Annotated in this window: 22 protein-coding genes; 11 read left to right on the forward strand and 11 right to left on the reverse strand. The window is 61.0% G+C overall.

What is annotated here, in order from left to right; translation table 11 throughout:
• Positions 1 to 106: 106 nt before the first annotated feature.
• The 3 genes from AC2I9W_RS08955 to AC2I9W_RS08965 form a co-directional block, all read right to left on the reverse strand.
• Complete coding sequence (locus AC2I9W_RS08955) at positions 107 to 880, reverse strand: ABC transporter ATP-binding protein (RefSeq protein WP_486409649.1); 774 nt, start codon at positions 878 to 880, stop codon at positions 107 to 109.
• Complete coding sequence (locus AC2I9W_RS08960; protein ID WP_486409650.1) at positions 877 to 2,820, reverse strand: ABC transporter permease; 1,944 nt, start codon at positions 2,818 to 2,820, stop codon at positions 877 to 879. The genes AC2I9W_RS08955 and AC2I9W_RS08960 overlap by 4 nt, the downstream gene beginning before the upstream one ends.
• Positions 2,821 to 2,939: 119 nt before the next feature.
• Positions 2,940 to 4,142, reverse strand: a complete 1,203-nt coding sequence (locus AC2I9W_RS08965) for an ABC transporter substrate-binding protein (RefSeq protein WP_486409651.1) — start codon at positions 4,140 to 4,142, stop codon at positions 2,940 to 2,942.
• Between the two features lie 407 nt (positions 4,143 to 4,549).
• Here AC2I9W_RS08965 and AC2I9W_RS08970 point away from each other — a divergent pair, with 407 nt between their 5' ends.
• The gene (locus AC2I9W_RS08970; protein WP_486409652.1) at positions 4,550 to 5,323 is read left to right on the forward strand and encodes a ferredoxin--NADP reductase; all 774 of its coding nucleotides are present in this window, start codon (positions 4,550 to 4,552) and stop codon (positions 5,321 to 5,323) included.
• Between the two features lie 58 nt (positions 5,324 to 5,381).
• Here the strand turns inward: AC2I9W_RS08970 and AC2I9W_RS08975 are convergent, their stop codons facing one another.
• Positions 5,382 to 6,362 carry a YihY/virulence factor BrkB family protein gene (locus AC2I9W_RS08975; protein ID WP_486409653.1) on the reverse strand — a complete coding sequence of 327 codons (981 nt, stop codon included), beginning with the start codon at positions 6,360 to 6,362 and terminating at the stop codon, positions 5,382 to 5,384.
• Positions 6,363 to 6,731: 369 nt separating this feature from the next.
• On the opposite strand from AC2I9W_RS08975, the gene scpC reads away from it, so the two are divergent.
• From scpC to AC2I9W_RS08990, 3 genes are all read left to right on the forward strand, one after another.
• Entirely contained in the window at positions 6,732 to 8,276 is a 1,545-nt protein-coding gene (scpC, locus tag AC2I9W_RS08980) for a succinyl-CoA:acetate CoA-transferase ScpC (RefSeq protein WP_486409654.1), read from the forward strand.
• 241 nt (positions 8,277 to 8,517) lie between these two features.
• A complete protein-coding gene (locus AC2I9W_RS08985; protein WP_486409655.1) occupies positions 8,518 to 9,504 on the forward strand; it encodes a Bug family tripartite tricarboxylate transporter substrate binding protein in 987 nt (328 codons plus the stop codon).
• A gap of 139 nt (positions 9,505 to 9,643) precedes the next feature.
• A complete protein-coding gene (locus AC2I9W_RS08990) occupies positions 9,644 to 10,399 on the forward strand; it encodes an SDR family NAD(P)-dependent oxidoreductase (protein ID WP_486409656.1) in 756 nt (251 codons plus the stop codon).
• Between the two features lie 2 nt (positions 10,400 to 10,401).
• On the opposite strand, the gene AC2I9W_RS08995 is transcribed toward AC2I9W_RS08990, so the two are convergent.
• Positions 10,402 to 11,097, reverse strand: a complete 696-nt coding sequence (locus AC2I9W_RS08995) for an LrgB family protein (RefSeq protein WP_486409657.1) — start codon at positions 11,095 to 11,097, stop codon at positions 10,402 to 10,404.
• 3 nt (positions 11,098 to 11,100) lie between these two features.
• Positions 11,101 to 11,571, reverse strand: coding sequence for a CidA/LrgA family protein (locus AC2I9W_RS09000; RefSeq protein ID WP_486409658.1), 471 nt, complete (start codon positions 11,569 to 11,571; stop codon positions 11,101 to 11,103).
• 77 nt (positions 11,572 to 11,648) lie between these two features.
• Between AC2I9W_RS09000 and AC2I9W_RS09005 the strand changes: the two genes are divergently transcribed.
• Complete coding sequence (locus AC2I9W_RS09005) at positions 11,649 to 12,566, forward strand: LysR family transcriptional regulator (protein ID WP_486409659.1); 918 nt, start codon at positions 11,649 to 11,651, stop codon at positions 12,564 to 12,566.
• An 84-nt stretch (positions 12,567 to 12,650) separates the two neighbouring features.
• A complete protein-coding gene (locus tag AC2I9W_RS09010) occupies positions 12,651 to 13,298 on the forward strand; it encodes a pseudouridine synthase (RefSeq protein ID WP_486409660.1) in 648 nt (215 codons plus the stop codon).
• Positions 13,299 to 13,305: 7 nt separating this feature from the next.
• Here the strand turns inward: AC2I9W_RS09010 and AC2I9W_RS09015 are convergent, their stop codons facing one another.
• The 3 genes from AC2I9W_RS09015 to AC2I9W_RS09025 form a co-directional block, all read right to left on the reverse strand.
• Positions 13,306 to 14,397 (reverse strand): hypothetical protein, encoded by a 1,092-nt coding sequence (locus AC2I9W_RS09015; protein ID WP_486409661.1) that lies wholly within the window; start codon positions 14,395 to 14,397, stop codon positions 13,306 to 13,308.
• A 139-nt stretch (positions 14,398 to 14,536) separates the two neighbouring features.
• Positions 14,537 to 15,025, reverse strand: coding sequence for a hypothetical protein (locus AC2I9W_RS09020; RefSeq protein ID WP_486409662.1), 489 nt, complete (start codon positions 15,023 to 15,025; stop codon positions 14,537 to 14,539).
• A 108-nt stretch (positions 15,026 to 15,133) separates the two neighbouring features.
• On the reverse strand, positions 15,134 to 15,772 hold the full coding sequence (locus AC2I9W_RS09025) for an MBL fold metallo-hydrolase (protein ID WP_486409663.1): 639 nt from the start codon (positions 15,770 to 15,772) through the stop codon (positions 15,134 to 15,136).
• Between the two features lie 341 nt (positions 15,773 to 16,113).
• Here AC2I9W_RS09025 and AC2I9W_RS09030 point away from each other — a divergent pair, with 341 nt between their 5' ends.
• Together AC2I9W_RS09030 and pntB are read left to right on the forward strand one after the other, a co-directional pair.
• Positions 16,114 to 17,736, forward strand: coding sequence for a Re/Si-specific NAD(P)(+) transhydrogenase subunit alpha (locus AC2I9W_RS09030; protein ID WP_486409664.1), 1,623 nt, complete (start codon positions 16,114 to 16,116; stop codon positions 17,734 to 17,736).
• Positions 17,737 to 17,763: 27 nt separating this feature from the next.
• Positions 17,764 to 19,179, forward strand: a complete 1,416-nt coding sequence (gene pntB, locus AC2I9W_RS09035; RefSeq protein WP_486409665.1) for a Re/Si-specific NAD(P)(+) transhydrogenase subunit beta — start codon at positions 17,764 to 17,766, stop codon at positions 19,177 to 19,179.
• Between the two features lie 120 nt (positions 19,180 to 19,299).
• Here the strand turns inward: pntB and AC2I9W_RS09040 are convergent, their stop codons facing one another.
• Complete coding sequence (locus tag AC2I9W_RS09040; protein WP_486409666.1) at positions 19,300 to 19,929, reverse strand: LysE family translocator; 630 nt, start codon at positions 19,927 to 19,929, stop codon at positions 19,300 to 19,302.
• Between the two features lie 105 nt (positions 19,930 to 20,034).
• On the opposite strand from AC2I9W_RS09040, the gene AC2I9W_RS09045 reads away from it, so the two are divergent.
• The gene (locus AC2I9W_RS09045; RefSeq protein WP_158388738.1) at positions 20,035 to 20,490 is read left to right on the forward strand and encodes an Lrp/AsnC family transcriptional regulator; all 456 of its coding nucleotides are present in this window, start codon (positions 20,035 to 20,037) and stop codon (positions 20,488 to 20,490) included.
• Between the two features lie 63 nt (positions 20,491 to 20,553).
• Here AC2I9W_RS09045 and AC2I9W_RS09050 read toward each other — a convergent pair whose 3' ends face one another.
• Positions 20,554 to 21,357 (reverse strand): exodeoxyribonuclease III, encoded by an 804-nt coding sequence (locus tag AC2I9W_RS09050; protein ID WP_486409844.1) that lies wholly within the window; start codon positions 21,355 to 21,357, stop codon positions 20,554 to 20,556.
• 10 nt (positions 21,358 to 21,367) lie between these two features.
• On the opposite strand from AC2I9W_RS09050, the gene pyrE reads away from it, so the two are divergent.
• Positions 21,368 to 22,069, forward strand: coding sequence for an orotate phosphoribosyltransferase (gene pyrE / locus AC2I9W_RS09055; RefSeq protein WP_486409667.1), 702 nt, complete (start codon positions 21,368 to 21,370; stop codon positions 22,067 to 22,069).
• A gap of 8 nt (positions 22,070 to 22,077) precedes the next feature.
• Positions 22,078 to 22,743 carry a DUF4124 domain-containing protein gene (locus AC2I9W_RS09060; protein ID WP_486409668.1) on the forward strand — a complete coding sequence of 222 codons (666 nt, stop codon included), beginning with the start codon at positions 22,078 to 22,080 and terminating at the stop codon, positions 22,741 to 22,743.
• Positions 22,744 to 22,751 lie beyond the last annotated feature (8 nt).

The following is a 22,751-nucleotide window of genomic DNA, read 5'->3' on the forward strand; positions in this document are numbered from 1 at the left end:
AGCAGACGAGATTTTGACGAGTGGCACCGAGCAAGAGCCGCCACGCGGCGAGGGTGCCGTCTCCCTCCAGCGCGTAGCGCTAGAGAGAGGGAAGGCGCGAAGCGCTTCAGGGGGAGGGGAGGTCATGTTTTTCCAAGACGAGACCAGTGCCAAGGTAAGCCTGCTGCACACGTTCGTCTGCGCGAATGGCTTGCGGCGTACCTTCGGCCAGCAATTGACCGCGCACCAGCACGGCTACGCGGTCGGCCAGGCCAAACACCACATCCATGCTGTGCTCGGTAAACAGCACGCCCATCTGGCGCTGCTGCGCAATCTGGCGCGTCAGCTGCATTAGCGCCACGCGCTCGCCCGGGGCCATGCCGGCCGTGGGCTCATCCATCAGCAGCAGTTGCGGGTCATGGGCCAGCGCCATGGCCAGCTCCACGCGCTTGACATCGCCGTAGGCCAGGGCGCTGCAAGGGCGGTCGGCCTGGGCTTGCATATCCACCTGCTGGAGCAAAGCCAGCGCATCGGCACGGCGATGGCTGGCGGCACGCGGCCACCAGCTGAAGATCTTGCGATCTGCCGACAGCAGGGCCATCTGCACGTTTTCTGCCACCGTCAGCGAGGCAAAGGTCTGTGCAATCTGAAACGTGCGGCCGACACCCAGCCGCCAGATGGCGCGCGGCGGCAGGCCGGTGATGGACTGGCCACCCAGCAGCACCTGACCGCTGTCGGGCGTGAGCTGCCCGCCCACCATGTTGAAGCTGGTGCTTTTGCCCGCGCCGTTGGGGCCTATCAGGGCCAGCATCTCGCCGGCTTGCAGGCTGAAAGAGACGTTCTGCACGGCCTGTACGCCGCCGAAGGACTTGCTGATGTTCTGGACTTGCAGCAGGCTCATGCGCGCTCTCCCTCTGTCGTTGCCTGGGCCTTCTCGTCTGCTCTTGGGGTCGTCAGCTTGGTCCACAGCATTTGCGCATAGCCTGCAATGCCTTGCGGTGCCAGCAGCACCAGAATCAGCATGGTGGCGCCCATCAGTGCGCGCCAGTACTCGGTGTTGCGGGCCACGGTGTCGTGCAGCCAGGTGAAGGCGGCTGCGCCCACCAGGGGGCCGGCCAGCGTCTGCACGCCACCCAGCAGCACCATGACCAGTGCATCCACCGATTTGGTGACCGACATGGCATCAGGTGCCACACCGCCTTTGCTGAAAGCGAACAGCGCACCGGCCAAGCCGGCAAACAGGCTGGCGATGACGAAGGCCATCCACTGAATGCGGCGCACGTCGATGCCAATGGCATCGGCACGCAAAGCGGAATCACGCGATGCGCGCAGCGCATAGCCCAGCGGAGAAAACAGCAGGCGGCGCAGCAGATAAATACCCACAGCGCACAGGCCCAGAGCCAGCCAGTAAAAGTTGGCACCGCTGGATGCCCATTCGGGCGGCCACACGCCGGTCACGCCATTGCTGCCGCCCGTGAAGTCATCCCATTGAAAGACGATGGCCCAGCTGATCTGTGCAAACGCCAGTGTCAGCATGGTCAGATACACGCCCGACAGCCGCACGCAGAACCAGCCGTAGAGCAAAGCACCGGCCGCAGCGGCCAGCGGGCCCAGCAGCAGGGCGGCGGGCATGGGCAGATCGAGCGTGCGCACCAGCAGCGCTGCGCCATAGGCACCCAGTCCAAAGTAGGCCGCATGACCAAAGGAGTGCATGCCGCCGGGCCCGAGGATGAAGTGCAGGCTGGCCGCAAACAGCGCGGCGATAAAGATGTCGGTCAGCAGCACGGTGCTGTAGCTGCCGGCATCACCACTCACGACACTGCTCATGATTGGCAGCAGCACCAAGGCCGCCAGCAGCGCCACCCAGCCTGAAGTGGCAGTGCGCCCGGCCGGGCGCAGGGGTTGCTCGGGCTCACCGCTGTTGCGGCTAAGGGACTGCGGCTTGCCCAGCAGGCCCCAGGGCCGCCAGACCAGCACGGCGGCCATGACCAGAAACTCCACCACCAGCGTGAGTTTGGAGAAAGAAATCTCCACGCCCGCAATGTCTTGCACGCCCAGCCAGATGCAGACGGCTTTGAGTTCTGCCACCAGCAGTGCGGCCAGAAAGGCGCCGGGAATGCTGCCCATGCCGCCGACGACCACCACCACAAAGGCGGCGCCAATGCTCAGCATGTCCATCTCCAGGCTGGCGGGCTCACGCGGCAATTGCAGCGCGCCACCCAGGCCCGCCAGCAGCGTGCCCAGCGCAAATACGGCGGTGAACAGCCAGGCCTGATTCACGCCCAGAGCGCCTACCATTTCACGGTCCTGCGTGGCGGCGCGCACCAGGGTGCCAAAGCGGGTCTTGGTGAGTAACAGCGTCAAACCCAAGAGCACGCATGGGCCTACAGCGATCAAAAACAGATCGTAAGTGGGGAACTGCCGGCCCAGAATTTCCACAGAACCTTCCAGCCCCTCGGCACGCGGGCCGAACAGCTCTTCTGCGCCCCACAGCCACAGGGCGGCGTCCTTGATGACCAGCACCAGCGCAAAGGTCGCCAGCAGCTGAAAAAGCTCAGGCGCTTTGTAGATGCGGCGCAAGAGGAGCATCTCGGTCAGTGCGCCCAGCACGCCACAAGCCAGCGGAGCCAGCAGCAGCGCGGGCCAGAAGCCGATATGGGGCGAGAGCACATCCACACTGCTGTAGGCGATGAAAGCGCCCAGCATGTAGAACGAGCCATGGGCAAAGTTGATGGTACGGGTGACGCCAAAGATCAGCGACAGCCCGACGGACACCAGAAACAGCGACGATGCGCTGGCCAGGCCGTTGAGCAACTGAGCCAGCAGGCCGGATGCACTCATGGGGAGTAGCTTTCTTAAAACAATAGCTGGTAGCGCTTGCCAGTGATTGATTTCGCCATGAAAAGCATTTGAAATCAATCAACAGCAAGCGCTACCAGCTCACATTTTTAATGTGTTTATTACTGTGCAGCAGCAGGGCGCAGGCGCTTCACTTCTGCATCCGTAGGCTGGTAGTTTTTGCCATCGGCATAACGATAGTCCACCAGCACGCCGCGTTTGAGCTTTTCGTCATAAGCCGTCTTGCCGACGTACGCGCCCATGGTGGACTGGTTGTCCTGGGCACGGTAGGTGATGGGGCCGAACGGGGTGCTGACTTCCAGACCCTTGAAGGCGGTAATCAGCTTTTCGGTATCGGGGTCACCATTGGTCTTGCGCAGGCCTGCTGCAATCGACTGGATGGCGTTATAGCCCACGATGGTGCCCAGACGCGGGTAGTCCTTGAACTTGGCCTGATAGGCCTTGAGGAAGGCATTGTGTTCGGGCGTGTTGATGGAATACCAGGGATAGCCGGTGACGGTCCAGCCAATCGGCGCTTCCTTCTTGAGCGGGTCCAGATACTCGGGCTCGGCCGTCAGCAGGCCCACGACTTCGCGCCCCTTGAACAGGCCACGTGTATTGCCCTCGCGCACAAACTTACCCAGGTCGGTGGCAAACAGCACGTTGAAGATGGCGTCGGGCTTGGAGTCCGCCAGCGCCTGCACGACCGAGCCGGCATCGATCTTGCCCAGGGCGGGAGCTTGCTCGGCCACGAACTCGATGTCGGGCTGCTTTTCCTTCATCAGCGCCTTGAAGGTGGCAACGGCGGACTGACCGTATTCATAGTTGGGGTAGACAATGGCCCAGCGCTTTTTCTTGAGCTTGAGCGCTTCTTCCACCAGCATGGCGGTCTGCATATAGGTGGAGCCGCGCAGGCGGTAGGTGTAGTGGTTGCCGTTTGCCCAGACCACCTTGTCGGTCAGCGTTTCGGAGGCCAGGAAGAAACGCTTTTTCTGCTTGGCGTAGTCGGTCAGCGCCAGACCTACGTGCGAGAGAAAACTGCCCGTGAGCACATCAATCTTCTCGCGGCTGTACAGCTCTTCTGCAGCGCGCACGGCATCGCCCGGTGTGGCGTTGTCGTCACGCACGATGAGTTGCAGCTTCTTGCCCGCCACGCCGCCAGCGGCGTTGACTTGCTCGACGGCCAGCTCCATGCCTTTTTTGTAGGGCTCCAGAAAGGCGGGTTGCGCCTTGTAGCTATTGATTTCGCCAATCTTGATCACGCCTTGCGCCCAGGCGGGCAGGGCGGCCAGTGTCAGCAGGGGCAGGGTCCAGCGCAGCTGCATTGTCATTCTCCTTGGTGGTCGGTGGCGGTCGTCGCTCTGATACGCAGGGCCGCGCAATTTTAATTAATGCTCAAATTGAGCATTAATTATGAAAAATAAAGCGCTTGTTCAAAGCGCATGGGCTGCCATCCTAGAGCAGCGTTTTCTATGCGTCAAGAATGCTGCGATGCTTATTGCGTCGGCCGTTATGGCTGGCGTCATTTTGCTTATCACTATTCAATCTCAAGTCATTGATCTGAGGCGCACCCGTTGATGTGCAATTGCCGGACAATATGGGACTTGTCCCGCTTGGCAACCGGCAGCCAACGCGCTAACAGAATCGGCCTGCGCCGCTCTACAGTGCTCCGCCACCGCCCAGCGTTTTGCCGCGCAGGTTTCTGCTTCGAATTTTTATTTCCAGACGAATCATGAGTGCTTTTCTAGAAGAACGCGTGCTGTCGGTTCACCACTGGACCGACCGTCTTTTCTCCTTCACCACGACCCGCGATACATCGCTGCGCTTTTCCAACGGCCACTTCACCATGATTGGCCTGAAGGTGGATGGCAAGAATCTGCTGCGTGCTTATTCCATTGCCAGTCCCAACTACGAAGAGCATCTGGAGTTTTTGTCCATCAAGGTGCCCGAAGGCCCTCTGACCTCCAAGCTGCAAAATATCAAGGTGGGTGACACCGTGATCGTGGGCAAGAAGCCCACAGGCACGCTGCTCATCGACTACCTGCTGCCCGGCAAGAACCTGTACCTGATCGGTACCGGCACCGGCCTGGCTCCCTGGCTGGCCGTGGCCCGCGACCCCGAAACCTACGAGCGTTTTGACAACGTGGTCGTGGTGCACGGTGTGCGCCAGGTGCAGGAGCTGGCCTATCAGGAGCTGTTCGAGAAGGAACTGCCCGAGCACGAATTCCTGGGCGAGATCGTCAAGGGCAAGCTGCACTACTACCCCACGGTGACGCGCGAGCCCTTCCGCAACCAGGGCCGTATCTCCACGCAGATCAACAACGGCACTTTCCCGCAGAACCTGGGCCTGCCCGATCTGAACCCCGAGACCGACCGCGTCATGCTGTGCGGCAGCCCTGCCATGCTGTCTGAGCTGAAGGAACTGCTGGAAAAGCGCGGTTTCAAGGAAGGCAACACTACGACGCCCGGTGACTTCGTCATCGAGCGCGCTTTCGTGGAAAAGTAAGGCAGCTCGCTTCAAAAAAGGCCTGCATTTGCAGGCCTTTTTTGCGTCTGAGGACTGCTCAGATGTTCTCTCCTGCGCTCTGTGGCAGGCGCTCTATGTCCTGGGCTCCGGGGCTTGTTGGCTGGCGTGAAACAAATGGCATATTCACGCAGACTTTGGCGCGGCTGCAGGCCTTGGCGGTGGCCGCCGCCAGCAGCAAGATGGCCGAGGTGAAGTAAAACCACATCAGCACCACGACCAGCGAGCCTGCTGCGCCGTAGGCGGAGACCACGGCGGCGGTAGACAAATACCAGGCCAGTGCCTGCTTGCCAATGGTGAACAGCGCGGCACCCAGCACCGAGCCCAGCAGCAGGTACTTGGTTGATGGTTTGGTGCCCGCTCCCATGCGCATCAGTCCCCAGAACAGCAGCACGGCAATGCCAAACGAAAGGCTTTCGTTGATGATGCCCATGACAGGGCCCAGGGGCACAAGCTGCAGCTCGTCGTTAGCCCATTTGGTAATCATCTGGATGGCCGTGGAAAGCACCATGGAGACCAGCAGCAAAAAGCCCAGGCCGACCACATAGCTCAGACCCCAGAGCCGGGAAATTGCCATGCTCCACCAAGGCTTTTTTTCTGCGGGCCCAGTGTCTTCACCCATGGACCAGAGTTTGTCTAGCGAGGCCTGCAGCTCGACGAACACACCTGTAGCCCCCGAAAGCATCATCACCAGACCCAGGATGGATGCGAGCGAGCCCTGATCCGAGCTTTGGGCGCTGGACAGCGCGCCTTGCACGACTTGCGCCGCACGATCGCCCACGACATCCTGAATTTGCGCAATCAAGGTGCTCTCTACATAGCTGCGGTCCATCCACCAGCCCAGCAGGCCCACCACGGCCAGCAGTAGGGGGGCCAGGCTCAGCATGCCGTAGAAAGACATGGCGGCGCTCATGCGCAGTCCATCGGCCTGCAGCCACAGCTGCAGCGCATCCATCAGAGGTTTGAGGGGATTGGTGAAATTCAGCAGCTTGAGCCGCCATGTCGAAAAGTCAGAGGCCATGCGAAGAATTTTGGTTGGGGCGAGAGGGCAGGCTTGTCAGCCTATGTCTGCAGGAGCCACAAAGATGCCAATTTTTTTGCTGGGCTTCTCTGTCTTTGCTAACTATTGAATATGACAAGTTGTTTACGGTGTTTTGCGCTTAAGTCATTCATGGGGAAAGACATTCTGCTCACCTTTTTAATTTTCAATGTAGGAGATTCGAGTTTCTGAAAAAAGCACATTGGGGTTTCCTCTAGTCAACTACGATGGAAACAAAGAGAGTGTCGTAGTCCAATCCGGGTTCGCACCCATCAAAGTGCAACCGCCCAAGTACAAAAAGACTGCTGTTCCGCTTTGGCGCTGGAATGACAGGCACGACGAGACACCTTCATGCAAACCACTTTTACCGCCGCATCGCCCGCAGACCGCGTGCTGTGCCCTGCATTGCGCGAACGCATCATGACAGCCGATCAGGCTGCCAGCCTCATTCAGTCTGGCATGACGCTGGGCATGAGTGGCTTCACGCCCGCAGGCGCTCCCAAGTCTGTGCCTCAAGCGCTGGCGCGTCGTATTGAAGAACAAAACGCCAACGGCGGCAACTTCCGCATCAGCCTGTGGACGGGAGCCTCAACCTCTCCCGAGCTGGATGGCGCCTTGGCCAAGGTGCACGGCATTGAACGCCGCCTGCCTTACCAGTCCGACCCCACGGTGCGCAAAGAGATCAACGACGGGCGAATGCAGTACGTGGACATTCACCTGTCCCACGTCGCGCAGTACGTGTGGTTTGGCTTCCTTGGCCACCTCGATGTGGCGGTGATTGAAGTGGCGGGCATCTTGCCCGATGGCCGTTTGATTCCCTCGACCTCGGTGGGCAACAACAAGACCTGGCTGGAGCAGGCCGACAAGATCATTCTGGAAGTCAACAGCGCCCAGCCCGCCGAGCTGGAAGGCATGCACGATATCTACTACGGCGCGGCCGTGCCACCCAAGCGCAAGCCCATTCCCATGGAGCACCCGTTTGACCGCATTGGTGACCCGTATCTGCACTGCGATCTGAGCAAGGTCATCGCCGTGGTGCCCACGCAGCAGCGCGACAAGCTGGCTGCGTTTACTGCCCCTGATGTCGATTCGCAGCGCATTGCCCAGCACATCATCGAATTTCTGCAGCAGGAGGTGAAAATTGGCCGTCTGCCGCCCGAGCTGCTGCCGCTGCAATCCGGTGTGGGCAATATTGCCAATGCCGTGCTGGCAGGCTTGAACACCGGCCCGTTTGACAACCTGAACGCCTATACCGAAGTGCTGCAGGACGGCATGCTGGACATGCTGGAGTCGGGCAAACTGGCGACGGCCTCCACCACCTCGCTGGCGCTGAGCCCCGAGGCCATGGAGCGCTTTCTGGCCAATATCGACACATTCCGCTCGCGCATCATGCTGCGCCCGCAGGAGATCTCCAACCACCCCGAGCTGATTCGCCGCATGGGCCTGATCTCCATGAATGCGCTGATCGAGGCCGATATGTACGGCAACGTCAACAGCACCCACGTCATGGGCTCGTCCATCATGAACGGCATTGGCGGCAGCGGCGACTTTGCGCGCAACGCCTATCTGTCCATCTTCATGACGCCTTCCACGGCCAAGGGCGGCAAGATCAGCGCCATCGTGCCCATGGTGTCCCACGTCGATCACACCGAGCATGACGTGCAGGTCATCGTGACCGAGCAGGGGCTGGCCGATCTGCGTGGTCTGGCACCCGTGCAGCGTGCGCGTCTGGTGATCGAGAAATGCGTGCACCCTGACTACAAGGACGCCATGACCGATTACCTGGAGCGCGCCCTGCGCGATGCGCCCGGCAAGCACACACCGCATTTGCTGGAGGAAGCCTTTGCCTGGCATCAGCGCTACCTCAAGACGGGCAGCATGCAAGCGTCTGTATAAGCGCGAAGCCGCCTAAAAAAGGGAGCTGCATCCGCTGGCTATTCTTTGCTTTCAGCATCAAAACATGTTGAAAGCTAGAGATGGCAAGCGCTTGCAGCTTCTTTTTTTATTTTTGCGTGTGTTTGCGAGAGCTTGAAGGGACGGGCAAAAGCCCGCTTTAACTGGTGTTTAATGCGCGTAGAGGCAGGAGCGATGCAGGGATTTCACATCGCCCGGATGCCCGAAAATCTGGAGACTTCGAATGCAACGCAGACAATTGATCGCTGGTGCCGCCATGAGCGTGGGCGCACTGGCACTCCCCTCCATCGCGCAGGCGCAGATCGCTGGCGGCAAAGGCCCGCTGCGCATCATCGTTCCCTACACCGCAGGTGGCTCCATCGATGTGAGCGTGCGCCGCATCGCCGAAAAGCTGGAATCCGAGCTGGGCACCATCGTGGTGGAAAACCGCCCCGGCGCAGGGGGCGGCATTGGCATGACGGCGATTGCACGCGCACCCGGCGATGGCTTGACGGTGGGCATTGCGGCGGTGGCCACCAATGCCATCAACCCCTGGCTGTTCAAAAGCCTGCCCTACGACGCACAAAAAGACTTTGCTCCCATCACGCAGATGACGCGCATTCCCAATGTGCTGGTGATGAATGCCGAGGCCGCCAAGCGCGAGAACATTCGCACCCTGGCCGACTTCATGGCCTGGGCCAAGCGCAAGAGCGGCAAGCTCAGCTACGGCAGCGGCGGCAATGGCAGCGCAGGCCATCTGGCCGGAGAGATCTTCAAGCGCGAGACCGGGCTGGACATCGTGCACGTGCCCTACAACGGCGGTGCGCCTTCGCAGCTGGCGCTGCTGTCGCAGCAGGTGGATTTGTCGTTTGACAACCTCTCCAGTGCAGCCGTCAATATTCGCTCGGGCAAGCTGATGCCGCTGGCAGTGACCACGCTGGAGCGCAGCAAGCTGCTGCCCCAGTTGCCCGCGCTGGCCGAAATCATTCCGGGCTTTGCCATCGACACCTGGTGGGGGCTGGTGGCACCTGCATCCACGCCTGAGCCCGTGGTGCAGCAGCTCAATCAGCATTTTGTGAAGGCGCTGCGCTCGCCCGAAGTGATGAAGACCTACGACAGCATGATGATGGACACCGTCACCAGCACGCCGCAGGAATTTGCCCGCTTCATGGCCAGGGAGCAGGCGCGCTACGAGCAGATCGTCAAGATCAGCGGCGCTTCGGTCGATTGAGTATTGGAGCGGCATGGCCGTGCGAAGTGCTTTCTTCAGCCCGTGAGCGCAGCGCAGGCCTGCACGACAACCTGTGCCTCTGACGCACAGGTTTTTTTGCGTCTTCGCTCAGAAGACGGTTGGAATTTCTGGATTTCTCATGAAGCATTTTCTTGCGCAGCACACCGCATTCATCACCGGCGCAGGCCAGGGCATAGGCCGGGCCGTGGCTCAGGAACTGGCCGCCATGGGCGCCCATGTGGTGGTGGCCGATATCAATGCCGATACAGTGCAGCAGACGGCGCAAAGCATTGTCGATGCCGGCTATCCGGCCCAAGCCGTGGTGATGGATGTGGCCGATGCCGCAGCCTGCCGTGCCGTGGCTGCAGACTTGCAACTGCCATCGGGCCACCAGCTGCTGCTGGTCAACAATGCGGGCCTGCGCCCCAAGCACGCCTTTGACAGCGAAGACCGCGACGCGCTGTGGCAGCGCACCATGGCGGTGAATGTGGACGGGGCGCGCAATACCATTTTGGCGTTTCAGTCGCTGCTGGCCGCCAGCAAGGGCAGCGTGGTGAATGTGACCTCGCTGGCGGCTTCGCGGGCCGCAGGCAGCTCGATTGCCTATTCCACCTCCAAGGCAGCGCTGGAAATGCTGACCAAGACCATGGCGCTGGAGCTGGCCCCACAGGGCATTCGCGTCAATGCCGTGGCCCCTGGCGTCATGCTGACCAGCATGACGGAGCAGACCCGCAAGGACCCCAAGCATGTGGAGTACATGCTCAGGCGCATTCCCATGAAGCGCTATGGCGAAGCGGCCGAAATTGCCGGGCCGATTGCGTTTCTGGCCTCGCCCATGGCCAGCTATGTCACGGCCACGGTGCTGAATGCCGATGGTGGCTATCTGGCGGTCTAACTTCAGAACAGCAGCGTCTTGATCCAGGGCGCGGCCAGCACGTTCACGGCGCCTGCAATCAGCATCACCAGCGAGGCCATCACGGCCTGTACCTCACCGGCCTGACGGGCGCGAGCCACACCGCTGCCGTGGGCGGCACCGCCCCAGCTGGCGCCGGTGGCCAGCTTGCTGCGGATATTGGGCAGAAAGCGCAGCACGGTCTGGCCCAGCAGCATGGCGCTGACCCCGGTCAGCAGCACAAACAGCGCCGCCAGATCGGTAGGGCCGCCCAGCACTTTTTCGGCCTCGATGGCAAACGGTGTGGTGATGCTGCGCACGGCCAGTCCTTTTTCCATGTCCTCCGACAAGCCCAGCCACTGGGCAAACAGGACGGAGGTGCCAATCGACACCACGGTGGCGGCCATCACGCCGGTGCCAATCGACATCCAGTGTTTTTGCAGCAGTCTGCGGTGCTCATACAGCGGCAAGGCAAAGGCCACGGTGGTGGGGCCCAGCAGCCAGACCAGCCAGTGCGTCTGGGCGTAGTACTGCGCAAAGCCCACCTGCGTGAGCAGGGCCAGCGCGATCAGCGCCACCGGCGTGGCGATGATGGGCATGAGCAGCACGTTTTTGTACTGGCGGTACAGCTGCTTGTTGACCCAGTAGCAGGCAATGGTGACCAGCAGCGACAGCACGCCAATCATGGAGTCAGACAGCATGGCTTACTCCTTGCCCATCAGGGCCTGGCGGGCACTGGCGGTGGATTTGCGCCGGGCCAGCCATAGCTCCAGCCGGTAGACGCGCTCGACGGCCAGCGCCGTCACGGCCATGACGCAGGCGGTGCTGGCCACGATGACCAGCAAAATGCGCAGGCCTTGCTGGCGGATCAGGTCGGGGTATTCGGTTACCACCAGCATGGCGGGAACGAAGAACAGCAGCATCTCGGCCATCAGCCAGTTGGTGCCGGCCTGCAGCCAGCCAGGCTTGATGACGCCGGAGAAAAGCCCGATGGTCAGCAGTGCAAAACCGATCAGGCCGGCAGGCATGCTCCAGCCAAAATGGGCGCGCAACGCTTCCATGGCCACCCAGATAGCGCTGAGGATGGCGATTTGCAGCGTCGCCTTGGCACCCTGATTCCAGCGAGACAGAGGGGCGGGCTCCTGAACGGCAAGAGCTTCCAGAGAATTCGACATAAGCAGAATTCTAGGGTTTTCACCTATATTCTAAAAATGACTTATTTTTATTTTTAGGATTCATTTAAGGAATACCAATGGATTTACGGGCCCTGCGTTATTTCATCGAGGTTGTGCGGCAAAACGGCTTCACACGGGCTGCCGAGGCCTTGTATGTGACCCAGCCCACCATCAGCAAGATGGTCAAGCAGCTGGAAGACGAGCTGGGCGGCCCTTTGCTGCTGCGCGAGGGGCGGCGCGTGCAGCTGACCGATGCCGGGCAGGTGGTCTATGACCGGGGGCTGGAGATGCTGGAGCAGGCCAAGCTGCTGCGCCAGCAGGTGGCCGAGGTGGACAGCATCACCCGGGGCGAGCTGTCCGTGGGCATCATGCCCACCACGGGGCACTACATGGCGCCGGTGATTGCGCTGTTTCAGCAGCGCTATCCGGGCGTGGAGCTGGAGGTCAACGAGCAAGGCGCCAGAGCGCAGTACCAGCTGATTCAGGACGGCAAGCTGGACATGGCGCTGGGTCTGTTCAGTGCGCCCGACCCGGCGCTGGAGCGCTGCACGGTGGCCCTGCAAAAGACCCGCGTGGTCTTGCCCGTTCACAGCGTTCCAGATCCCGCGCAGCCCATGCGCTGGCAGGATTTGCGGGACCAGCCCTTTGTGCTCTACACCTCGGACTTTGCGCTGCACGAGTATGTGTTGCAGCAGTGCGAGGCCGCAGGCTTTACGCCCAGGGTGATGCTGCAGACCCGTTACTGGGACTTCATCGGCCACCTGGTGGCGGAGGGCGTGGGCGTGGCCGTGATGTTCGAGCATGTCATTGCCCGCTACAACCCCGAGCGCGTGGCCAGCCGCCCGCTGGTGGAGCCTGAAATTCAGTGGGAAGTGGCCCTGATGTGGCGCCCGGGCTATCTCTCGCGTGCGGCGCAGGCCTGGCTCGATTGCGTGCGCGAGGTCTATCCGCAGCCGCTGGTGGGAGCCGCGTTTCCGGATTATCAAAAACCATAGCTGTTAGCGCTTGATGAATAAGGGCTTCCGGCCTGATTGGCATTGAGACTCTCTCGGTCATTGCGCAAACGCTAAGCTCGCGCCATGCCTCGTCCCTTTCCTCCCAGTCGCAACCCGGTCCGAACTTCCAGCACTCGCTCTGCATCCTCTGGCCGCGTGCAGCGCACGCCTGCGCCCAGGCCTGAAGTCACGCGGCTGCTGTGCTTTCACAAGCCTTATGGCGTGCTCAGCCAGTTCACGGCAGAGGGCAAGTGGCAGGGGCTCAAGGACTGGATTGATGTGCCCGGTGTCTATGTGGCCGGCCGGCTGGATGCCGACAGCGAAGGTCTGCTGCTGCTGACCAATGACGGCCAGTTGCAGGCCCGCATTGCCGACCCGCGCCACAAGATGGAAAAGACCTACTGGGTGCAGGTGGAGGGTGTGCCCGATGAAGCCGCGCTGCAGCGCCTGCGCGATGGCGTGGAGCTCAACGACGGCAAAACCCTGCCAGCCAAAGCCCGCCTGATAGAGCCCCAGCCCGCCATGTGGCCGCGCAACCCGCCGATTCGCGTACGCCAGAATATTCCGGACTGCTGGATTGAACTTGTCATCCGCGAAGGCAAAAACCGCCAGGTGCGCCGTATGACGGCAGCCGTGGGCCACCCCACGCTGCGATTGGTACGCATGGCGATCGGGCCGTATTCGATCGAAGGGCTGGAGCCGGGGCAGTGGGTGGATGCCCTGGAAAAATAGGCTCTCTTCAGAGTCCGTTGAGGGTCGCGAGCTCGTCCTCTTCAGGCAGCGCCACGGCCTGCCAGCGACCCTTGCTCCACCAGGGGCTGAAGGATGTGATCTGGGGCGGGCTCACTGTCAGCTGCCCTTGCAGCAGCACCAGGGCGCGGTTCAGCTCTGACTGGCGCGTCTGCACGCATTCGCGCACCTGCTGCATGAGCTGGCTGCCCTGACCGAAAAAGCGCTGCTTTTGCAGGCGCTGGGCCGTAGGCTGGCACTGCGCATAGGCCAGTGCCAGAGCGCCGGGAAACGCGCCTTGCGACACGGCATCGATCAACTGCAAATGCTGCTCTAGCTGATGATTGGGCATGACGCCTGCCATCTGCACCAGCAAAGCACCGTCCTCAAAGCGATAGCGGGCAGGCAAGGCGGCTCGCAGCGTATAGCTGCTGGAGCTGCCGCGAGAGCGCGCGGTATGGCGCATGACCTGGCTGCCTTGCTCAAGCAAGGGCTGCACCAGTGTCAGCAGCGCCTGTTGGTGCTCGGCATTATCGTTGTTGAGGGCAATGCGCAACTGGGTTGAGTAGTAGCCGCGAGCCTCTTCTCGCCACACCATCCAGCCAGCGGTGTGGGGAATGAAAAATATCCAGACGACCAGGCTCAGCATGGGGATCAGGCTGGCGATCAGCGACCACAGCGCCTGTGTTTGCGACGCTTCTTCGGGTGTCTCGTTCAGGCTCAGCAAATTGCCTATGCACTTGAACAGCGCCCATAGGCTGGCGAGGTAGACGATGCCGGCTGCCAGCACCAATTGGTCGGGGGAGTACAGGTTCTCGGGCAGTTGAAGCAGCGCGACCAGCATGGCGGCACAGCCCAGCCAGACCGCAAAGGCTTTGCCCAGCTGCATCCAGAGCGGTGGGCGTTGAAGCGCTTGCTCCAGATCCAGGGCCGGGTTGGCGCGATAGGCACGCTGAAGCTGAGTGCGTCGCAGCAGGTGCAGCAGCAGCCAGAGCAGGCCGGTGACCACAAGTCCGGCGATTGCGCTGATGAGAATGGCAGAAAAGGCCCAGAGAAACAGCAGACCCACCAGCAGCATCATCAGCCCGACCAACACATTCATTGCACACTGCCTTTGTTATCAGATTCATAGCTGCTACCCGTTGATAGCAAAGCGGAACAGGTCATTTTCACTGATCAACAAAAACGCGCTTGCTGCAAAAACAGTCAAGCGCGCCGGGTTGAAGCCTCGAAACAGTGAATCAGCTGCAGCTCTTGTTCTTGGCTGCTTTCATGCCTGCCGCCTTGGCCTCGGCTTCGGTCATGTATTTGCCGCTTTTGGTCGTGCCGTAGTAACGAGAGGCGGGGCAGTGATAGACCTTGGTCTCTTCATTGACCCAGACCTTGTCTGCACCACCGCCGGGTGCGACTGCCTTGGCAGCTTTGCCCTTGTCAGGCGCAGCCTGGGCTTTGGCGGTGGCCTCCTGGTCGATGCCCTTGCGGCCCGAGCAGGCGCCTTTGGAGGATGCCGCGCTCATGGACGAGCCATCCTTGCAGACAAAGGTCTGCATATCCGCCTTGGCGGCAGCAGCCGGAGCTGATTTCTTTGCCGGATCTGCCGCTGGCTTTGCTGGCACGGGTGTCGTTTTGGCGGCCGGCGCTGCTGGAGCCGTAGAAGGCGTCTGAGCAAAGCTGACCAATGAGCTGCTGACCAAGGCCGAAGCCAGCCAGACCTTCCATAAGTTGCGCATACGATCTCCTCCATCAAAAGGCGTCACAAGTTGTGACCGTGCCATGCTGCAACGGAAGCCATGAATCTGCAAGAGCCGCCTGTCAGCGTGCGGCGGCGTGCAGAGTCCTCAGGTGCCGCTCACATAGGGGTTCATCTTGCGCTCCCGGCCGAAACTGCTTTCCGGGCCGTGGCCGGGGATGAACACGGTCTGGTCGCCCATGGGCCACAGGCGCTGCACGATGGAGTCGATCAGCTGCTGGTGGTTGCCCTGAGGGAAGTCGGTGCGGCCAATGCTGCCTGCAAACAGCACATCGCCGACAAAGGCACGGTCGATCTGCGGCGCATGGAACACCACATGGCCGGGAGTGTGGCCGGGGCAGTGGCGCACGTTCAGCGTTTCCTTGCCGATGCTGACGGTGTCGCCATCGTGCAGCCAGCGCGTGGGCACAAAGGGATCGGAATGTGGAAAGCCGAACATTGCGCCTTGCTGAGGCAGACCGTCGATCCAGAACTGGTCGCCCTCATGCGGTCCGATGATGGCCAATTGGTACTTGGCTGCCAGCTCGCTGGTGCCTCCTGCGTGGTCGATATGGGCGTGGGTGATCCAGATGGCTTTGAGATTCAGGCCCAGGCGCTCGACTTCCCACTCGATCTGTTCGATATCGCCGCCGGGGTCGATGACGGCGGCATCCATGGTCTGGTCGCACCAGACGAGAGAGCAGTTTTGCTGGAAGGCGGTAACGGGAACGGTGTGGTATTGCAACATGGGGGACTTGTGTTTTTGGTGCGTTTGCGTAGCCTCGCGATGCGCGAACCCCGCAAGCATGACACGGCAGGGCCGGTGCATCACAAATGCCCGCTCAGTTTCCGGCGTCATACCTCATTTGAGCTAGCATAGATGCGAGTGCCCCATTCTGGTGCGGGCTGCTACAACGTATTTGTGCTGCAAGGCAGCGGGCGTTTGCTTTCAAAGAAGGCGGCCCGACACAGTTTCAAGATCGTTCAGGCCGTGCCAATGCCCATGTAAGCACTTTCCTCCCGCAAGGAGGATGAGTCGGCGGCGAGTCGGCCTGGAGAACCCGTTTTTTAAACTCCAGGAGACTCTTTATGTCTACCTCTTCCACTTCTCCGGCGCCGCGTGCAGATGCGCAGCGCATCGGTATCCTCAGGGAAACCTTCCCGCTGGAAAAGCGCGTGGCCACCGTGCCCGATGTGGTCGAAAAGCTCATCAAGCTGGGCTTTAAGGTCGCTATCGAATCCGGCGCGGGCGATGCCGCCAACTTCAGCGATGACGCCTACCGCGCAGCGGGCGCCGAGGTGCTGCCCGATGCGGCCGCTGTCTGGGCTGCCGCCGACATCATCTTTAAGGTGCGCCCACCCACCACCGAAGAAGTCGCGCTGATGCGCGAAGGTCAGATCCTGCTGGACTTCATCTGGCCCGCGCAAAACCCCGATCTGATGCAACAGCTGGCCGCCAAAAAAGTGACCGTGCTGGCGATTGATTCGCTGCCCCGTACTTTGAGCCGTGCCCAGAAGATGGATGCGCTGACATCCATGGCCGGAGTCTCGGGCTACCGCGCCGTGATCGAGGCCGCCAACGCTTTTGGTCGTTACTTCAACGGCCAGATTACGGCCGCAGGCAAGGTACCTCCGGCCAAGGTGTTTATCGCTGGCGCGGGTGTGGCCGGTCTGTCGGCCATTGGCACTGCGGCCAATCTGGGCGCCATCGTGCGCGCCAACGATACGCGTGCCGAGGTGGCCGATCAGGTCACCTCGCTGGGCGGTGAGTTCGTCAAGGTCGATTACGAAGAAGACGGCTCGGGTGGCGGCGGCTACGCCAAGGTGATGAGCGAAGGCTTTCAGGCTGCGCAGCGCGAAATGTACGCCCAGCAGGCCAAAGAGGCGGACATCATCATCACCACCGCCCTGATCCCCGGCAAGCCGGCACCCAAGCTGATCACGGCCGAGATGGTGCAAAGCATGAAGCCCGGCAGCGTGATCGTGGACATGGCCGCCGAGCAGGGCGGCAACTGCGAGCTGACCGTGCCCAATGAAGCCGTGGTGCGCCATGGCGTGACCATCATCGGCTACACCGACCTGGCATCGCGCCTGGCCAAGCAGTCGTCCACGCTGTACGCGACCAACCTGCTGCGCTTGACCGAAGAGCTGTGCAAGGCCAAGGACGGCGTGGCCGTGGTCAATATGGAAGACGACGCCATCCGTGGCTTGACGGTGGTGAAGGACGGCGAAATCACCTGGCCTGCGCCCCCCATCGCGCAAGCGCCCAAGCCCGCCCCCAAGCCTGCGGCAGCGCCCGTGGAGCAGAAAAAAGGCGGCCACGGCCATGGTTCCTCCGGCCCGCTGCCCGCCAAGACACTGGCGGTCATCTTTGCGATTGCCGCCGTGGCTTTCTGGTTCATTGGTGCCTATGCGCCCGAGGCCTTCCTGGGTCACTTCACCGTGTTCGTGCTGGCCTGCTTTATCGGCTACATGGTGGTCTGGAACGTGACGCCCGCGCTGCATACGCCGCTGATGAGCGTGACCAATGCCATCTCTTCCATCATCGCCATCGGTGCGCTGGTGCAGATTGCGCCGCCCGATACGGCTGGAACCGGTCGCCCTGATGAGCTGATTCGCTGGCTGGCCTTTGCGGCTGTAGTGCTGACCGCTATCAATATGTTTGGTGGCTTTGCCGTGACCCGCCGCATGCTGGCCATGTTCCAAAAATAAGAAGAACGAGAAAAGAGAGAAACAACCATGTCCCAAAGTCTCGCAACGGTGGCCTACCTGGGCGCCGCCATTTTGTTCATTCTCAGTCTGGGTGGCCTGTCCAACCCTGAAACATCGCGCCGCGGCAATCTGTTCGGCATGGTCGGCATGGCGCTGGCCGTGCTGGCGACCGTGTTTGGTCCGCGCGTCAGCCCCGAAGGCATGGCCTGGATCGTGGGCGCGCTGGTTGTCGGTGGCGGCATTGGCCTGTATGCGGCCAAGGTCGTCAAGATGACCCAGATGCCGGAGCTGGTCGCCCTCATGCACAGCCTGGTCGGTCTGGCCGCCTGCCTAGTGGGTTTTGCCAGCTATGTCGATACCTCCATCCAGCTGACGGGCGCAGAAAAAGCCATTCACGAGGTTGAAATCTACGTGGGCATTCTGATCGGCGCCGTTACTTTCTCGGGCTCGCTGATCGCCTTTGGCAAGCTCAACGGCAAGATCGGCGGCAAGCCGCTGCTGCTGCCGGCACGCCACTGGCTCAATCTGGTTGCGCTGCTGGTCGTCATCTGGTTTGGTCGTGAGTTTCTGCGTGCCCAAACCATTGAGCAAGGCATGCTGCCGCTGATCGTGATGACCGTGATCGCCCTGCTGTTCGGCATCCACATGGTTATGGCCATTGGCGGTGCGGACATGCCCGTGGTGGTGTCCATGCTCAACAGCTACTCGGGCTGGGCGGCGGCCGCCACCGGCTTCATGCTGGGCAATGACTTGCTGATCGTCACCGGCGCGCTGGTGGGCTCGTCGGGTGCCATCCTCAGCTACATCATGTGCCAGGCCATGAACCGCAACTTCATCAGCGTGATTGCCGGTGGTTTTGGCTCCGGCGCACCGGCCAAAAAGAGTGGTGATGCAGCGGCTGCAGAGCCACAAGGTGAAGTCGTTCCTGTGAGTGCAGCAGAGACTGCAGAGATGCTGCGCGATGCCAAGAGCGTCATCATCGTGCCCGGCTACGGCATGGCCGTGGCCCAGGCCCAGCACACCGTCAATGAAATCACGCGCACCCTGCGTGACAAGGGCGTGCAAGTGCGCTTTGCCATCCACCCCGTGGCTGGCCGCATGCCCGGCCACATGAACGTGCTGCTGGCCGAAGCCAAGGTGCCTTACGACATCGTGATGGAGATGGACGAGATCAACGAGGACTTCCCCGACACCGATGTTGCCATCGTCATCGGCGCCAACGACATCGTGAACCCCGCCGCGCAGGACGACCCCACCAGCCCCATCGCCGGCATGCCGGTGCTGGAAGTGTGGAAGGCCAAGACTTCTATCGTGATGAAGCGAAGCATGGCATCGGGCTACGCCGGTGTGGACAATCCGCTGTTCTACAAAGAAAACAACCGCATGTTGTTTGGCGATGCCAAGAAGATGCTCGATGAGGTGCTGGGCGCGTTGAAGGCTTGAACGCCTGAACGCTTCCACAATCTTTAAAAACAGGAGCGGCTAGCGCTTGTCTTTCATGGACTTCAGGTAATAAAGCATCTGAAGTCATTGATTGACAGGCGCTAGCCGCTCTTCTTTTATCTATTGAAAAGCAATATCAAGCAGCAGCAAGGTGGCAATCAGCAGCATCAGGGAGCCCGAGATGCGCGACACCAGCAGGGCGGCAGCGGGCCTGGCGCGCAGCACGCTTTGCGAGCTCCAGCCCACGCCGTAATACACCAGCGCACAACTGGCGGCATGCACGGCGCCCAGGGCCATGATCTGCGCTGCCACAGGCCAGGAATCGGCGGGGTGCACAAATTGCGGCAACAGGGCCAGCAGCAGCAAAAGCTGTTTGGGGTTGAGCCCGCTGACGCTGGCGCCCTTGACGGCCCAGCGCCAACTGCCTTGATCCACCTCTTGCGCATGTTCCGAATCAGAGCTGACTGCCGAGGGATGGCGCAGCATGGCAATACCCAGCCAGGCCAGATAGGCGGCGCCGGCAATCGTCAGCAGGGTCAGCAGCATGGGGTTTTGCTCCACCAGAGAACCCACGCCTGCGGCCACGGCCAGCGTGGCCAGCATGGCGCCACAGGCCAGGCCGACCACCGAGGGCAGCACAAAGGGGCGGCCACGCAGGCCAGCCGATATCACATAGGCCCAGTCAGCTCCGGGCGTGATGACTAGCAAAAAAGAAACCGCCCAGAAGGCGGTGAGGGCGGCGATTGACACGAAACTCTCTCGAAAAGCGTTGATGTAGAGAGAATATGGAAGACAGGCGAGAATGTGCTCTCAATAAATGTTGCTGAGTGGCTTTCAATTGGAAGAATCTGCCCTGTGAATGCGCTTGATCGAAAAATTCTTGCTGCGCTGGAAAGCGATGGCCGCCTCACGGTGACCGAACTGGCTGAACAGGTGGGTCTGAGCCTCTCGCCCTGCCACCGCCGCGTGCGGGCGCTGGAGGAGTCAGGCGTGATCCGTGGCTACCGCGCCGAGCTGGACCCGGCGGCGCTGGGGCTGGACTTCTCATCGCTGGTCTTTGTCACGCTCAAGGACAGCAAATCCGTTCCCGAGTTTGAAGAGGCAGTGGCCCAACTGGACAGCGTGGTGCAGGCCCAGCGCCTGTTTGGTGACCCCGACTATCTGCTGCAGGTGGTGGTGCGTGATCTGCCTGCCTATCAGCGACTGTATGACGAGCGCCTGACCCGCTTGCCTGGCGTGCTGCGCATGACCTCCACGCTGGTGATGAAGCATGTGGTGGTCAACCGGCCGCTGACTTCGGCCATGGAGTGATCCTGAAAACAAAAACGCCTGTATGGCTGGCAGGCGTTTTCGAGGCGAGGCTGTGACTGAGACTTACAGCGTCATGTCATAGCCAATGGTGATGGGGGCGTGGTCCGAGAATTTTTCGCCCTTGTAGATGGACTCTGTGCGAGCCAGCGCTGCCATTGCGGGTGTGGCCAGGTGGTAGTCCAGACGCCAGCCCACGTTCTTCGCATAGGCCTGGCCCCGGTTGCTCCACCATGTGTAGCAGGCATCGGTGGTGTCAGGCTGCAGATGACGGTAAACGTCAACCAGGCCGCCGGTTTCTTCAGTTTTGTGCAACAACTTTGTCATCCAGTCGCGCTCCTCGGGGGTGAAGCCACTGTTTTTCTGGTTGCTGCGCCAGTTTTTCAGGTCTTCCTTCTGGTGGGCAATATTGATGTCGCCGCACAAAATGAAGTCGCGCTCGGCCTTGAGGCGCATCAAGTGGGCGTGCATCTTGGCCAAAAAGCGGAACTTGGCCTCCTGACGCTCGGGCCCGGAGCTGCCGCTGGGAAAGTAGGAGCTGATGATGGACAGCTTGCGGGTGGGCGTATCAAAGCAGGTCTCGACATAGCGGCCCTCGGCATCGAACTCCTCGATGTCAAAACCCACCACCACATCGCTGGGCTCGTGGCGTGAGTAGATGCCCACGCCCGAGTAGCCCTTCTTCTCGGCAAAGTGGAAGTAGCCCTTCATGCCAGCCAACACCTCGAAACGCCCGGCCATATCAGAGGCCTGGGCCTTGATTTCCTGGACGCAAATACAATCCGGCGCAGTGGCTGCAATCCAGGCTTCAGCGCCTTTGGTAGTGGCAGAGCGGATGCCGTTGAGGTTGAGGCTGGTTAATTTGAACAAGGATGAATCCATGGTGGTGAGTGAAAAGCCAATGGACGGTGCAGACCGTCTGGCACAGGAGTTTGTGCAGTTTGCCGTCGACGCAGGCGTGCTGCGCTTTGGCGAATTCAAGACCAAGGCCGGGCGTATGAGCCCGTACTTTTTCAATGCAGGTCTGTTCGACGATGGCGCCAAGATGGCGCGTCTGTCCGAATTCTATGCAAAAGCCATTCTGGCCAGCGGCATCGAGTTTGATATGGTTTTTGGCCCTGCCTACAAGGGCATTCCTCTGGCTGCAACCGTGGCGGTGGAGCTGGCACGTCAGGGCAAGAACGTGCCCTTTGCCTACAACCGCAAGGAAGCCAAGGACCACGGCGAAGGCGGCACGCTGGTGGGCGCTCCTCTGAAGGGCCGTGTGCTCATCATTGACGATGTGATGTCGGCTGGTACGGCTGCACGCGAGTCGATTGCTATCATCAAAGCCGCTGGTGCCGAGCCTCATGCAGTGGCCATCGCCTTGGACCGCCAGGAGATGGCAACCGAGAATGGTCAGGATGTGCCGCACAGTGCTGTGCAATACGTGCGCAACCAGCTGGGCATGCAGGTGTGTGCGATTGCCAAGCTGGCAGACTTGTTGCTTTATCTGGAGCAGCAAGGTGGTGATGCCGGTCGCGAGCATCACGAACGTGTGCTGGCCTATCGCCAGCGCTATGGTGTCGAAGACAAGGAATAAATCCGCAAATGAAGCAGGCGTGGCATGCAAAACTGAGTTTGTATGTGGTGGCTACCGTATGGGCCGGGGCCTCGCTGGCCCAGGGTTCGGCCAATACGGGAGGCATTTACGCCTGCACGGATGCCAATGGGCGGCGCATTACGGCTGATCGCCCCATTGCCTCTTGTGTTGACCGCGAGCAGCGCGTGCTGGGCAATACCGGTGTGGAGTTGCGCCGCATGGGGCCGACGCTGACGGAGCAGGAGCGTGTTGCACTTGAGGCCAAACGTCGTCAGGAGCAGGCCGCGCAGCTGCGTGCCCGCGAAGAGCGACTGCGCGAGCGTGCCGTTCTGGCGCGCTTTCCCAATCAGGCAGTCCATGACGCTGCCCGGGCCGAGGCGCTGGCCCAGGTTGATGATGTGATTAGCGTGGCGCAAAAGCACCAGGTGGAACTGAAAGAGCGCCGCCGCAAGCTCAATACCGAGCTGGAGTTCTATCAGAACGATCCCAAGAAGGCTCCGGCCAATCTGCGTCGTCAACTGGACGACAATACCGAAAGTCAGGAAGAGCAGGCTCGCTTTCTCAAGCAGCAGGATGCAGAGAAGCTGCGTATCAATCAGCGCTTTGATGTCGAACTGCAGCAGCTGCGCAAGCTCTGGGGCGAGCAGCCTCCAGTCGCACCGCGCGCGCACTGACCCGTACT

The sequence above is a fragment of the Comamonas sp. FUJ_7 genome (assembly GCF_057369555.1).